Origin of the sequence: Neisseria sp. HMSC055H02, assembly GCF_001813335.1 — a bacterium.
Taxonomy (GTDB): domain Bacteria; phylum Pseudomonadota; class Gammaproteobacteria; order Burkholderiales; family Neisseriaceae; genus Neisseria; species Neisseria sicca_C.
The window spans coordinates 177,896-192,384 of record NZ_KV812087.1 but is presented as its reverse complement, the minus strand read 5'-3'; the positions used below and the strand labels follow the sequence as shown (position 1 = coordinate 192,384).

Sequence of the window (14,489 nt, the reverse complement as noted above, 5' to 3'; positions counted from 1 at the left end):
GTAGAAGCCCGCCAAGCCGCCGAAAACGCCCGCTGCTTGCTTGTATCTCCGCCCTACTTTTATACAACCATTTGTATATAAATAATTTTATTCAGTATTACATTTTATTGTTCCCCGTTTCTCGTCTTTTCCCGTTTACACAAATCTACCCGAATCGGCATAAAAATGTCGGTGCTTTTGTTGTTGCATGGCACAATGCATCAAAAAAGCACCGACAAAACTATTGAGACTGCTGCTCTTTGCGATGTGCGGAAAAATCAGAAAGAACCAATGCTTAAATCCGCCGTAATTAGCCATTTGCCGTGGTTTTAAAGTAAGTATTTCTTGTGCATCAGGTCAGTCAAATAAAGAACCGGCATCTTCGATTAATTTGTTCATTCCTACTTCGGCGTATAACGTCCCGCCATCGCTTTATACACCATGTTTTCGTATTTCAGCGTTTCGTACCGCTGATTCAACACGTTTTGGGCGGAGCCGTATTCCGTACTCAACGCTTCCAGCCAATATTTCAGCTCGTTTTTGCCGTGTTGGTAGCGCACTTGGTAGTAGCGGCTGTTTTTCTTGTCCAAGGCGTAACGCTGCTCTTGGTTGTTGAGCGCGGCTTGGGCGTTTTGGTAGGCGAGGTAGTTGGTGTTGATTTCGTTCAACGCGGTGGTCAGGGCTTTTTCAAAGTCGAGTTTGGCGCTTTCGAAATTGGCTTGGGCGGTTTTGTCTTTCCATTTCATGGTCTGCCAGTTGAGGAACGGCAGGTTGATGGTGGCGGAGCCGCCCAAGAGCGGGATGTTAAACGCGCTTTTGGCTTTTTCAGACGACGTGCTCAAGCTTGCGCCCAAGGTAATCGAGGGATACCAACTGCGTTTTTGCGCTTCGACGGATTGGAGCGAGGATTGCAGGCGGTATTCGGCGGCGCGCAGGTCGGGGCGGTTCGCCAAGACGGTAATCGGTACGTCGAGGTTCACGCCTTTGACGGACGGCAGTCGGTATTGCGCGGGGTCGGCGGCGATGGCTTCGTTCGGCTTGAGGTTGAGCAGGTTGCGTAAAACCTGTTTTTGCGTGTCGAGGCTGTTTTTCAGGGAAATCAGGTTGTTTTGCGCACTCAACAGCGATTGTTTCGCCTGCGTCGGCTGGCTGGAATCGGCTCTGCCGTAGCGGAACTTGGCATCGGCAATGCGGTTGATTTCCTGATATTGCTTGAGGGATTTTTGCGCCAATTCGATGGCTTCGTTGAGGTAGGCGATATTGAAATAGGCGTCGGCGACATTGTTGATCAAAGTCAGGCGCGTATTTGCCATATCCTGCTGTGTGGCCTGGTATTCCCACACTTGCGCGTCGGCGGTGGCACTGAGTTTGCGCCATAAATCCAATTCGTAGCTCAAACCGAGCTGGCTGCTGAAGGTGTTGCCGTGGCTGCCGGTTTTTAGGTTTTTGGATGTGGACGCGCCCAGCGAGCCGCTGAACGACGGCACCAAATCCGCCCCCAAAATATTCGCCTGATACAGGGCTTTATTGACGCTGATGGCAGCCTGTTTCAAATCGATATTGTTTTCCAAAGCCTGTGCCATCAGGGCGTTGAGCTGCGGGCTTTGGTAGATTTCCCACCAGTTGCCGTTCACGTCGTAGCGTTCGGCGGTCTCCGCCGCGCTCATTACCTGCCCCGTCGATTCGAGCGTGAGGTTTTGTTCGGTGCTGTGGACGGCACACGCGCTTAAGGCTAGGGCGAGCGACAGGGATAATGCCGTCTGAAAAAAAGGTTTTTTCTGCATGTTGTGTCTTTCGGTTTAAATTTTCAGACGGCATGGAGGGTTGGTTGGGATGTCGTCTGAACAATCTCATCGGCTGCGTTTATTTATCGGCTAAAAACGCTTTTCGCTGTTCCGTAAAATGCCACCACGGCTTCGGTTCGTTCCCCTGCATAAAATCAACCAGCGACAGGAAAATATCGATCATGCAGGGATCGTGTCGGGTTGCGGTCAGGCTGCACAGGCGGTCGTACATTTCGTAAGCGTCCTGCCCCGCCAAATCCTGCGGCTGCGTGATACCGAGCAAAGCCAAGTCCTCCGCCACGGCTTTGCCGACATTGGGCAGGTCGGTCAATGTATTCAGCTTGCTTCGTTGTACTTTGTCGGGGTTCATGTTTCAGCCTTTGATTTGGAGGTCGTCTGAAAACCAGCAATCGGATGGATCAACTTGTTTTCGCGGGCAAAGCTCGCGCTACTTTCGCCGCTGCCATTCCCGCGCAGGCGGTAATGATGGCAAAGGCATTTCTTATTTGAATTTATGTCGGATACAAGTATCCGACCTACTTTTTTCAGACGACCTCTTTCCATTCAAAAAGGTCGTCTGAAATCATGAAATCCTGACCACGACGCCGCAATGTTGTTCGGCGGCGGCTTGGTAGAACGCGGCAAGTTCTTTAAACCGCTGCGCCAATTCCGCGCGGGTTTCGGCAAAGGCTTTTTCGTCGCCCCAAATATCGGGATAGATTTGGTTGTTTTGAAAATCTGCTGCAGCTTTACCGTCGAGCAGCGCGGCGAAATCGGCTTGGTTCAGGGCTTTAGCCACTTCGGCAATTTCAGTATCGTCGATCCATCCGGTGTGTTCGCCCGCTTCTTCATCCTGCCGCAGGATGTTGCCAATCATGGCTTTGCTCAACGGGTTTGCCGCGTCTGCATCGTCCGAGCCTTTGCCGGTCAGGACGAAATGCAGCGCGTCCCATAGTTTGCCTGCGCTGCATTCGGATACGGCGGCAGGCGTGCCGGAGGAGGCTTTGATTTGTTCGATGCCGCTTTGCGGATAGGCTGTGTATGTTGCGTAAACGTCCATAGGTTTCCTTGTATTGAAGGCTGAAGATGCCTGTTTCGGGAGGGGTCGTCTGAAATATAGTGGATTAAACTTTAAACCAGTACGGCGTTGCCTCGCCTTGTCCTGATTTAGTTAATCCACTATATGTTGCGGATTCAGACGACGCTCGGGCTGTTTTCGCAATGTATTGTGTGAATCGTGTGTTCGGTGTTGTGTCGGGCTGTCTGACCCGACTTTTGCTTTTTCAGACGACCTTATTTATCCAAACGCAGCAGCGGGCCGCCTGCTTTCTGTACCGCCGTTTGATAGGCGGGGTCGTTTTCGATGCGCTGCAAATAGGCGCGGATGTTGGGATAGTCCGCCAATCCGAAGCGGTCGGCGGCGGCTTGCAGCGGGTAACTCATCATGATGTCGGCGCCGCTGAGCCGGTTGTCGACCAGCCAGTCTTTGCCGTTTAATTCGTTTTCGACATAGGCAAGATGCAGGGAGGCTTGCGGTTCGATAAAGCCGTTTTTGACGTTGCCGCTGATTTTGCGTGCAACGGGTTTGACGAAAAACGGCATGGGGGCGTTTTCTATTTTGCGGAACACCAGCCCGAGCAAAAGCAAGGGCATCAGCGAACCTTCGGCATAGTGCAGCCAGCGTTGGTAATGCCAGTAATCTTGGCTGCCGCGTTCGGGCATGAAGCGTCCGCCGCCGTAGGTTTGAATCAGGTAGTCGGTAATCGCGCCGCTTTCGTTGAGCACGAATCCGTCGTCGTCGATAACGGGGGATTTGCCCAGCGGGTGTACGGCTTTGAGTTCGTCGGGCGCGAGCAGGGTTTCGGGATGGCGCGCGTAGGTTTTGATTTGATACGGTGCGCCGATGAGTTCGAGCAGCCAGACGATGCGCAGGGCGCGGGACTGTGCCAATACATGCAGGGTAATCATTCGGTTTTCCTCGGTGTGTATGTTCATTGTGATGACAATAGCCAAACGGGGTTTTCAGACGACCTTTTGGGTTTGGAGGTCGTCTGAAATTTTAATCCTTAGACAAGGCATCAATCGGGTTGAGTTTGGAGGCTTTGTTGGCGGGCATAAAACCGAACGCTACGCCGATGGCGGTGGAACAGACAACCGCGCCGATAACAGAGCCGATGGAAATTTCCATTGGAAATTCGGTAACGAAATGGTTGAACACGAGGCTGATGGCCGTGGACAGTCCTACTCCGACCAAACCGCCGATGATACAGATTAAGACAGCTTCAATCAGGAATTGTTGCAGGATGTTGTTGCGCCGCGCGCCAATCGCCATGCGCACGCCGATTTCTTTGGTGCGCTCGGTTACGGACACCAGCATGATGTTCATCACGCCGATACCGCCGACCACCAACGAAATCAAGGCGATGGAGGAAATCAGCAGCTTCATGGTGCCGGTGGTGCTTTCAACCATCTGCTTGATGCTGTCGCTGTTGTTCATGAAAAAGTCTTCCGTACCGTGCCGCGTTTTGAGCAGCTCGGTCAGTCCTTTTTCGGCGACTTGGGTGTTTGCATCGTCTTTGATTTTGACGGTAATCGAGTTGGTGTGGCTCTCGCCGGTAATTTGGTGCATCACGGTCGTATAGGGCGACCAGAGCATCAATACATCAACGTTGCCGAAAGAATTTTCCTCTTTTTTCATCACGCCGATGACGGTCAGCGGGCGTTTCCTGAAGAGAATTGTTTTACCCAAAGGATCGGTGTCTTCGCCGAAAAGTTTGTTTTTGGTATTTTGGTCAATCACGACGACTTGCGCGTCTTCTTTCACATCAGCCTCGTCAAACAGACGGCCTGATTCCAGCTTCAGCCCGCGCACGTCGAAATATTGTTCGCCCACGCCGTAGAGCGAGGCGGTCAGGTCGGTATTGCGGTAGGTCAGCGTGCCGCCGGAAGTCGTCTGCGGCGTGGCGGAAGCAACATAGCTTTGTTTGGCGATGACTTTGGCGTCGTCAATGGTCAGGGTTTTAATCCTACCGCTGCGCCTGTCGCCGAATCCGCGTCCAGGAAAGATGCTGATGGTGTTCGTCCCCATCGCGCTGATGTCTGCGAGGATTTTTTTCTCAGAGCCGTTGCCCAAAGCGACGACGGACACGACCGAGGCAATACCGATGATGATGCCGAGCATGGTCAGGAGCGAACGCATTTTGTGCGCCATAATCGCCTGCACCGACATTTTGAAGGCTTCGACGAATTGGTCGTAATAAAACAGCCACGAAGATTTTTCTTTGATGCGTTCTATTTTGCTTTCGGGGATTTCGGGATTTTTTGAAGTGTCGGAGATGATTTCGCCGTCGCGGATTTCGATGATACGGTTGGCGATGGCGGCGATACCGGGATCGTGTGTAACCATAATCACGGTATGCCCTTCTTTATGCAGCTTTTGAATGATTTCAATCACATTTTTACCGCTGGCGGTATCGAGCGCGCCGGTCGGTTCGTCAGCGAAGATGATTTCGCCGCCGTTCATCAGGGCGCGGGCGATGGAGACGCGCTGTTGCTGACCGCCGGAAAGTTCGCTGGGTTTGTTGCCTTCCTTGCCTTCCAAACCCAAGTCCTGCAACAGTTTTTCCGCACGATTAGAACGCTCTTTGCCGCCCATACCCATATACACGGCAGGCAGGGCAACGTTGTCCCGCGCCGTCAGCGAGCCTAACAAGTTGTAGCGTTGGAAAATAAAGCCGAAGCGTTCGCGCCGCAATGCCGCCAGTTCGTCCGGCTCCATTTTGGCGGTTTCGATGCCGTCGATTTGATACGAACCTGAAGTCGCGCTATCCAAACAGCCGAGGATGTTCATCAGCGTGGATTTGCCCGAACCGGACTGCCCGATGATGGCGACGAAATCGCCCTTCTCTATCGACAGGCTGACATCTTTCAAAACATGAACACGGTTCGCGCCGCTGCCGAAGTAGCGGTTGATGTTTTTACATTCGATTAAGCTCATAAGTGTTTCCGACCGATAATGATGTAGGGAGTGGAAAGGCCGTCTGAAAGGGGAGTTTTGCTCAGAAACAAAACTTTCAGACGACCTGTTGCCTATTTATCTCGGCGGCCCCTGCATGGCGCGTTGCGCCGCTTCAGCCTGCTCCGCCGCGCTCATTTCCGACATCACCACCTTGTCGCCTTCTTTCAAACCGCTTTTCACTTCGGTATTCATACTGTCTTTCAGACCGACCGTAATCTCGCGTTCCGAAGCTTTACCATCCGCACCCAAAACGCTGACAAACGATTTGCCGTCGTGTTTTTTAATCGTCAGCGTCGGCACGAGCAAAACGTTTTTCACGCCGTTGATTTCAATCGTGTTCTGCGTCGTCATACCGATGGAAAGTTTGCCGTCGGGATTAGGCACCAAAGCGCGGGCGTAGTAGTAAATCGCATTGGAAGTCGTGTCCGTGCTGGTGGTATAGCTACCCAGCGACATCGTGGTCAAGCCCGGGTCGACGCTGTCAAGCTTCGCCTTAATCGGCGTATCCGGTTCGGACAAAATCGTAAACGAAATATCCTGCCCCGCCTTCACCTTCGTAATATCGCCTTCGGCAATCTGCATTTTGTTCAACATCGTATCCAGATTCGCCAATTGGATAATCGTCGGCGTGGACTGCACCGCGTTCACGGTCTGCCCTTCTTCCACCGGAATCGCCACCACCGTACCGTCCATCGTCGCAGTAATGCGGGTATAGCCCAATTCCGATTCGGCAGTATTGATGGAAATTTTGGTTTGTTTAATGGAAGCCTTCAGCTCGGCAACGTTTGCCTTAGCCGCAGCCAACGCATCCTGCGCGCTTTCCAAATCCTCTTTGGACGTCGCGTTTTCCTTCCACAACGCCGCCTCGCGCTTGTATTTCTTCTCCGCGCTGTTCAGCGCAATTTCGGCAGAAAGCAATTTCGCCTGATACGTTTCCAGCTTGGATTTTTCCGTATTCAGCGTGTTCACCTGAGTGGTCGAATTGATTTCCGCAATCAAATCGCCCTTCTTAACCTGCTGTCCGAGCTTGACGTACAGCTTCTTAATCTGCCCCGAAGCCTGCGCGCCCACCGACACCAGATTCGACGGCGAAATCTCGCCCGTGGCGGATACCGTCTGGCTGATGTCGCCGCGTTTAACCGTTTCCGTGATGTAAGAAGTTTGCGGTTCGGGCTGGAAATAAGACCACGCAGCAAACCCAAGCACCGCAGCAACCGTTATTCCAACCGTCCATTTATTAATAATCTTTGCCATAACTGACTTTCTGATTCATCCATTTCATCTGTTCAATCCGGCACCCGATTCATGTCGCATAATCCCAACAGTTATCCGCCGAAAACGCTGAAAACGAGCGGATTTTACTGCAAGCATTTACTCCAGCCAAGTCAACGGTAAATCAAATAAAATCATAATAATCTGTTTTATAATCATTTTATAAAATACTATTTCCAAGATATTGCAACGCATTTACATATTTTCCCAATCCTGAAATTTATCCAAACATTCAAAATGGGAGAAAAGAACTATAATTGCAGTCTGAATTCCCGCCCATACAATAAAAATTACGACATATCATGAAAAACACATTACAAAAAGGCTTCACGCTGGTCGAGCTGCTCATCGTCATCGTCATTCTCGCCATCCTTGCCACCCTTGCCTATCCGTCCTACGAACGCTTTATCCGTAAAAGCCGTTTGGAGAACGTCCGTTCCGAGCTCATGATCAATGCCCATAATCTCGAACGCTTCTACGCGCAAAACCGTACGTTTGAGAATTTCCCGGCAACAGACCTGGTTCAAAACGAATACTTCACCATCCAGTTTTTCAACTATCAAAACACCCAAAAAGGGAAAGAGAATCCGTCCGCCTCGGGCTTCCTGCTCGAAGCCAAGCCGAATGACGGATACAAAAACAAAGAGACCTGCTCCGTCTATCTCGACAGCGACGGTATCTTTTGGGCAAGCAACGCAGATTGCCCCGGATATGAACACATAGATCAAAAATAATCCGAACCCTCTGCCGCTATTTTTATCCGTTCATACAAAAGGTCGTCTGAAAAACTTGTTCAAGATTTTCAGACGACCTTTTCATCATCAGCTAAAATCCGCTATTTCCAAGTGAGGAAACCACATTATGAACATCACCCCTGTCAAAGCCCTGAACGACAACTACATCTGGATGATTCAAGACGGCAATCACGCCGCCTGCATCGATCCGTCCGATGCCACGCCGGTTTTGGTATTCCTCGTCCGCAACCGCCTGATGCTGGCGCAAACGTGGATTACCCATCTGCATCACGACCATATCGGCGGAGTTCAATCCCTTAAAAACGGTTTTATGGAATCGCCCGTGTACGGCGAGGCGGATATTGACTTGGCAACGCACACGGTTACGGCGGGTACGCAGTTTCCTTTCGGCGACGGGCTGGTTACCGTGTGGGCGACGCCCGGCCATACCGACCGCCACGTCAGCTATCTTTTGGAAAACGCCGAAGGTCTGCACGTTTTCTGCGGCGATACCTTATTCTCCGCCGGCTGTGGCAGGATGTTTACGGGAACGATAGAAGAGTTGTACGACAGTTTCCAAAGATTCAATCAGTTGCCCGAAGACACGCTGTTTTATCCCGCGCACGAATACACCGCCTCTAATCTGCGTTTCGCCGAATTTATCGAACCGGAAAATCCCGATATTCAAGCGGCTTTACGCGCGGCGGAACATACGCCGACCTTGCCCGTTACCCTTGCACATGAACGCAAAATCAATCCGTTTTTACGGGTCGATTTGCCCCAAGTCCGCGAACGGGTTGAGGAATTGGCAGGGAAGCGATTGAACAACGGTTTGGAAGTGTTCGCGGCGCTGCGGGAATTGAAAAACCGGTTTTAGGTCGTCTGAAAACTCAATCCAGCCAATTCAAACCAAAACAATTAATGCCTTCTCCCGTCCCTGAATAAACACGGACGGGAATGACAGCCCTTTTATTTCAATCGGCCATAAAACCTGCGTTCCACTCTATTGCAGGGATTTTGAACATCTTTGCCCCGATAAACTATAATCGGCACATTCAGACGACCTTTCCCAAGCCATGACCCGACAAGTTTTCATTCTAGGCGACCAGCCGCTCCCCGAAGGCAGCAGTAAGCCCTATGCGCTTTTGACGGCGAATCCGACCAAGGAACACCACTATATCGCCCAAACCGAACAACGGCAGCATGCGCACAATCCCCAAGTCAGCCCGCAAAACCAAAATGTTTACCGGCTGCCCCTATCCTTGTTTGGCACTCATCCCCATCAGCCGCATGATGAAAGGAAAAAACGCAAACACGCCGCCAAACCGGCCGCCCCGCCCGAAGCGGCAAGCGTCAACATCATCGGCAATCTGGCGGCGAAAAACCTCTACACGCTGGCTTTCGTTGAAAACACCGGCAACCAATACAACCTCGAAAGCTGGTTCAACCGCCACGAAAGCGGCTACGAAGATGCCTGCGAACACCTGCGCACGCTGCCCGGATGTCGTCTAAAAACGAGCGAAGCGAGTTTCGCTAAAACGAGCGAAGCGAGTTTCGCCAAAACAAGCAAAGCGGGTTTGGATAAAACCGATTCAGTCAAAGTTCCTGACGCGCTGTGGCGCGTGCTGCGGCTCAAATTCCTCGGCATTTTGCGCAATCCCCGCAACCATCAAAACCCGTTTGCCTACCGCCTGCTTCAAGTCCTGCGCTCACGGCTCCCCGAAGCGGGATTCGAGTTCGTCAGCCTCATCAGCCGCCGCGACCCGAAACGCATCGAATCCATCATGCAGGATTTCCATTTTTCCTTCCTCGGCTATGTCAACTGGCTCTCAGGGCTGTATGGCATGTTGAGCGAAGGCGTTTCACAACCGTCGCTGTTTGAGCGGTTGTTCTGCGCCGTTTTTGCCGAACCTCAAGCCGTGAAAATCGAGCTGTTCCGCTATCCCGACGATACAGGGCTGTGCCTCTTCGGCGACAGCGGTTTCTGCCTTCAGGCATCGTCCGAACTCATCAGCATCGGCGTCAATATTTCCCACGATATGTTTGCCGTCGTCCACCTGCAAGCCGCACGCTGGCACGATTTTAAAAATACTTTCCATCATGACACGCCGAAACTGCAAGGCAAAGTGAAGGTTATCGACGGCGACCAAACCCAACGCGTCATGTTCAACCGGCTCTGTATCCGCCAATCTCACGAGGCCGTGTTCGGCAGAAGCCCGAACGTAAAAGACTATATCTAAACCATCAAAATCATGAATACTTCCCCCGACGCATCCATCTTAGGCCTAGGCTACCTCGGCCGCCCTTTGGCGCAGAAACTCTACGAAAACGGCAGCAGCGTCGCCGCCGTCAAACGCAGCCTGACTTCGGACGATATTAATCTGCCCATACATCTCGACACCATCAACCTCAATCAAGACAGCGTGTTTCAAAGCACGAACCTTGCCCACGATACAAGCTTTTGGCGGCACCACGCCGACAAACCCGTTTGGTTCTGCCTCTTGCCGCCATCCTCGCTGACGCATTACGCCGACACCGTCAAACAATGGGCAGAACTTGCCCGAGCGTGTAACGTGCAACACCTGATTTTCACCAGCAGCACCAGCGTTTACGGCGATAAAGCGCGGGAATGTGACGAAACTGCAACTCCCGACCCGCAAACCGAGTCCGCCCGCCAAATCCTTGCTGCCGAGCAATACCTGCTCGACAGCGGCGTTCCGAATATCGACATCCTGCGGCTGGGCGGGCTTTATTGCGCCGAACGCCATCCCGTCAGCCGCCTTGTTCAAAAGCAAAACATCCCGGGCGGCAACCAGCCCGTCAATATCGTCCACCGCGACATCGCCGTCGAAACCCTGTTTCAGACGACCCTCCATCCAAACGGCAGGCGCATCCGCAACATCGTCGAACCGCGCCACCCGACCCGCCGCGATTTCTATACCGCCGAGGCCGCCAAACTCGGTCTCCCGCCGCCCGATTTCGCACCTGATGACACAAGCAGCGGCAAAATTGTAAATACCGTTTCCGCCGACGGCTTAAGCCTGTAAAATTACGGCTCCGCGACCGTTTCAGACGACCTTTCGGCAGCGGCAAAACCAAAACCAAAAAACGCAGTCTTACTTAACAACCCCAAGCCCGAAAGTATCGAGAACACCCTATGTCCGCCCTATTTCCCGTTATCAACCACCTGATACAGCAAAATCCGGAACATCAACAAGACCTGTCCCGCCTGTCAGGTAAAACCCTGAGCCTCAACCTCGCCGGATTCGGACTGACCGGACGCATCAATCACGACGGCTTCCTCGAAACCGCCGACCAACCCGCCGACACCCTCATCACCTTCCACCAAAGCGCCATCCGCAAAATCCTGACCGGACAAGAACCTGGTGTCGGCGACATCAGCCTCGAAGGCGACCTCATGCTCGGCATGACCGTCCTGCCCATACTCGGCAGCCTGCGCTACTACGCTTCAGACGACCTCGCCCGCATCTTCGGCGACTCACTCGCAGGCAGCATCAGCGAACGCGCCGCCAACATCGGGCAAACCGTCAAAAAAATCGGGCAAAGCATAGCCGAGCAAATCAGCGACTTTTCCCGCGAACCCGAATCCCCCGTTATCGACGCCGCCACCCTGTCCGCCTGGATGGAAGAAGTGGACAAACTGCGCGACGACGTCGCCCGCCTCAACGAACGCCTTGACCGGCTCGAACGCGACATCTGGATAGACTAATTTTCAGACGACCCATGCCTATGAACAGCCCGTTTCACAACATCGGTATCGTAACCCGCCCCAATACCCCCGAAATCCAAAACACCGCCCACACCCTCATCCACTTCCTGCAGGGACACGGCCTCACCGTCTATCTGGACGAAATCGGCATAGAAGAACGCTGCATCTATGTTCAAGATACCGTCGGCTGCCACATCGTCAGCAAATCCGACTTGGGCAAACACTGCGACCTCGTCATCGTCCTCGGCGGCGACGGCACATTCCTCTCCGTCGCCCGCGAAATCGCTCCCCGCGCCGTACCCGTTATCGGCATCAACCAAGGGCATTTAGGCTTCCTCACCCAAATCCCCCGCGAAAACATGACCGAAGAGCTGCTGCCCGTCCTCGAAGGTAAATACCTGCCCGAAGAGCGCATCCTCATCGAAGCCGCCCTCGTCCGCGACGGACAAACCTTTCACCGCGCCCTCGCCCTCAACGACGCCGTCCTCTCGCGCGGCGGTGCCGGACAAATGATAGAGTTCGAAGTCTTCATCAACCAAGAATTCGTCTATACCCAACGCTCCGACGGCCTCATCGTCTCCACCCCCACCGGCTCCACCGCCTACTCACTAGCCGCCGGCGGCCCCATCATGCAGGCAGGATTGCACGCCTTCACCCTCGTGCCCATCTGCCCCCAATCCATGACCAACCGCCCCATCGCCATCCCCGATACCTCCGAAATCGAAATCCTCGTTACCCAAAGCGGCGATGCCCGCGTCCATTTCGACGGACAATCCTTTATCGACGTGCAAAACCTCGACCGCATCATCATCCGCCGCTACCACAACCCCCTGCGCATCCTCCATCCCACCGACTACCAATACTTCCGAACCCTGCGCCAAAAATTACACTGGGGCGAACAGCTCGTATAAACGCAAAAGGTCGTCTGAAACCCGATTGCCAAGTTTTCAGACGACCTTTAATAACCATCCGTTCAAATCCCAAATACGCATATCCCGTCATTCCCGCGCAGGCTGGAATAACAAAATTCATCAATCATTTACACTAAAAATTGATGATAAAAGACGATAAAAATTACTGAGATACTTTTATCTGTTCCCCCACTTTTTCAGACGACCCCGCCATGCCCATCCTCGCTTGGAATACCCCGCCCGCCCCCGCCGAACTTGCCCGCGTGATTGAAACTCATCCCGCGCCGCTGCATCTGGTTGCCTGTCTGACCGAAAACCGCATGCCCGATTTTCCTTTGTCCGATGCCTCGACCGAGTTGGAAGTCCGTCTGAAAAACCGCCTCGACCAAGCCGTAAAATGCCTTCAGTTCAACAGCGTCAACTTTTTGGAAAACCTGTTGCCTAATGTACACCTCTGGCTTGTCCCGCCGCACTGCGCCGACAGCCTGCATGAACATTTCGACCATATCGAATGGCAGACCGAAGTCGTACCGCAAGCTGCGCCCAAGCCCGTCAAACCTTGGTTCAGACGACCTCAAGCTACCACTCCGCCCGAACACGCATTGGTTATCGGCGCGGGTATTGCCGGCGCCGCGACCGCGCGTAAACTGGCGGAACACGGCGTGCGCGTTACCGTTTTGGAAGCGGGCAAAGCGGCGCAAGGCGGCAGCGGCAACCGCCAAGGGCTGCTCTACGCCAAAATCTCGCCGCACGACACCGAGCAGACCGAACTGCTGCTGGCAGGCTACGGCTATACCCGCCGCCTGCTGCAAGACCTGCTGCCCGATTCCGACGCATGGGGCGGCGACGGCGTGTTGCACCTCAATTTCGACGAGGCTGAACGCAAACGTAATCAGGCATTGGGTTTACAGCAGCATCACGCCCACCTTTACCGCAGCATATCCGCCGACGAAGCCGCGCAAATCGCAGGCATAGACGTCTTTTCAGACGGTCTCTACTGGCCGCAGGGCGTATGGCTGAACCCGCCCGCCGTCGTCCGCGCCTTGCTGAATCATCCGCTGATTGCGTTGCACGAAAACACGCCCTTATCCTCCGCCGAATACGATGGCGCAAACTGGACGGTACACACGCCGCGCGGCAGCTTCAGCGCACGCTGCATCATTTACTGCATGGGTGCGCACAGCCCGAACGCCGCCGATGCCAACGTCTCCGCCCTGCCGTTCCGCCAAATCCGCGGGCAAACCGGCGTAGCGGCGGCAAGCGGTTTTTCCACACGCCTGCGCTGCGCCCTATCCGGTGAAAGCTACATCAGCCCGAGCTGGCAAGGGCAACACTGCTACGGCGCAACCTTCGTCCTCAACAGCAACGACGATGCTTGGCACCCGCACGAAGAAGCCGCCAACCGCGCCGCCCTGCAACAGCTCAACCAGCCATTGGCGCAATCATTGTTTGAGCAAAACCCGCTTCGTTCGGTTTCAGACGACCCCTCTGCCCCGCCGCAAGGACACGCCGCCCTGCGCTGCGACAGTCCCGACCACCTGCCCGTCGTCGGCACGCTCGGCGACATCGCCGCCATGCAGACCGCCTACGCCAAACTCGCGTTGGACAAAAACTACCGCCTCGACAACATCCCCTGCCCCTACCTGCCGAACGCCTACATCAACACCGCCCACGGCACGCGCGGCCTCGCCACCGCCCCCGTCTGCGCCGCCGCCATTGCCGCCGACATCCTCGGTCTGCCCCAGCCCCTGTCCCAACGCCTGCGCACCGCCTTGCACCCCAACCGCGCCGTCATCCGCGCCATCGTGCGGCAGCAGCCTTTGCTTTGATGCAACACACAGGCCGTCTGAAAGCGGATAAAGCACGTTCGCTCAAATATGAAGACGAGTTTTCAGACGACCCCGGCACGACAACAACAAAGCACCCATAAAATCATAAAAATATTAACAACCTGTTTTCAAAAATATCTATCTTAACTTTAAAACCCGAAATTTACATATAAATATCAACCCCTCCCCTTGTCCATTTATATATTTCGTTTAAAATACCGACCTAAACAAC

14 protein-coding genes are annotated in these 14,489 nt (G+C 53.7%); 8 read left to right on the top strand and 6 right to left on the bottom strand.

Annotated features, from left to right (window positions below):
- Positions 1-227, top strand: a 227-nt coding sequence (locus HMPREF2907_RS13170) for a hypothetical protein (RefSeq protein WP_210388587.1), incomplete at its 5' end; no start/stop codon positions are given.
- Positions 228-380: 153 nt separating this feature from the next.
- Here the strand turns inward: HMPREF2907_RS13170 and HMPREF2907_RS05115 are convergent.
- The 6 genes from HMPREF2907_RS05115 to HMPREF2907_RS05090 form a co-directional block, all read right to left on the bottom strand.
- Positions 381-1,763: a TolC family protein gene (locus HMPREF2907_RS05115; protein ID WP_070680732.1), complete on the bottom strand. Its 1,383-nt coding sequence runs from the start codon at positions 1,761-1,763 to the stop codon at positions 381-383.
- Between the two features lie 79 nt (positions 1,764-1,842).
- Positions 1,843-2,133, bottom strand: coding sequence for a helix-hairpin-helix domain-containing protein (locus HMPREF2907_RS05110; protein ID WP_003758071.1), 291 nt, complete (start codon positions 2,131-2,133; stop codon positions 1,843-1,845).
- A 213-nt stretch (positions 2,134-2,346) separates the two neighbouring features.
- On the bottom strand, positions 2,347-2,823 hold the full coding sequence (locus HMPREF2907_RS05105; RefSeq protein WP_070680729.1) for a DUF1877 family protein: 477 nt from the start codon (positions 2,821-2,823) through the stop codon (positions 2,347-2,349).
- 233 nt (positions 2,824-3,056) lie between these two features.
- Positions 3,057-3,731, bottom strand: coding sequence for a glutathione S-transferase family protein (locus tag HMPREF2907_RS05100; protein ID WP_070680725.1), 675 nt, complete (start codon positions 3,729-3,731; stop codon positions 3,057-3,059).
- Between the two features lie 91 nt (positions 3,732-3,822).
- Positions 3,823-5,760, bottom strand: a complete 1,938-nt coding sequence (locus HMPREF2907_RS05095) for a MacB family efflux pump subunit (protein ID WP_070680722.1) — start codon at positions 5,758-5,760, stop codon at positions 3,823-3,825.
- A gap of 96 nt (positions 5,761-5,856) precedes the next feature.
- On the bottom strand, positions 5,857-7,035 hold the full coding sequence (locus HMPREF2907_RS05090) for a MacA family efflux pump subunit (protein ID WP_070680718.1): 1,179 nt from the start codon (positions 7,033-7,035) through the stop codon (positions 5,857-5,859).
- Between the two features lie 320 nt (positions 7,036-7,355).
- Between HMPREF2907_RS05090 and HMPREF2907_RS05085 the strand changes: the two genes are divergently transcribed.
- The 7 genes from HMPREF2907_RS05085 (at position 7,356) to mnmC1 (ending at position 14,257) form a co-directional block, all read left to right on the top strand.
- Entirely contained in the window at positions 7,356-7,787 is a 432-nt protein-coding gene (locus HMPREF2907_RS05085; RefSeq protein WP_070680715.1) for a type IV pilin protein, read from the top strand.
- A 127-nt stretch (positions 7,788-7,914) separates the two neighbouring features.
- Positions 7,915-8,664, top strand: coding sequence for a hydroxyacylglutathione hydrolase (gene gloB / locus HMPREF2907_RS05080; RefSeq protein ID WP_070680712.1), 750 nt, complete (start codon positions 7,915-7,917; stop codon positions 8,662-8,664).
- Positions 8,665-8,863: 199 nt separating this feature from the next.
- The gene (locus HMPREF2907_RS05075) at positions 8,864-10,027 is read left to right on the top strand and encodes a hypothetical protein (RefSeq protein WP_070680709.1); all 1,164 of its coding nucleotides are present in this window, start codon (positions 8,864-8,866) and stop codon (positions 10,025-10,027) included.
- A 12-nt stretch (positions 10,028-10,039) separates the two neighbouring features.
- Complete coding sequence (locus HMPREF2907_RS05070; RefSeq protein WP_070680706.1) at positions 10,040-10,834, top strand: SDR family oxidoreductase; 795 nt, start codon at positions 10,040-10,042, stop codon at positions 10,832-10,834.
- A gap of 110 nt (positions 10,835-10,944) precedes the next feature.
- On the top strand, positions 10,945-11,517 hold the full coding sequence (locus tag HMPREF2907_RS05065; RefSeq protein WP_003756986.1) for a ubiquinone biosynthesis accessory factor UbiJ: 573 nt from the start codon (positions 10,945-10,947) through the stop codon (positions 11,515-11,517).
- Between the two features lie 20 nt (positions 11,518-11,537).
- Entirely contained in the window at positions 11,538-12,428 is an 891-nt protein-coding gene (locus HMPREF2907_RS05060) for an NAD(+) kinase (RefSeq protein ID WP_039407581.1), read from the top strand.
- Positions 12,429-12,640: 212 nt separating this feature from the next.
- Positions 12,641-14,257 carry an FAD-dependent 5-carboxymethylaminomethyl-2-thiouridine(34) oxidoreductase MnmC1 gene (gene mnmC1, locus HMPREF2907_RS05055; protein WP_070680703.1) on the top strand — a complete coding sequence of 539 codons (1,617 nt, stop codon included), beginning with the start codon at positions 12,641-12,643 and terminating at the stop codon, positions 14,255-14,257.
- Positions 14,258-14,489: the final 232 nt, after the last annotated feature.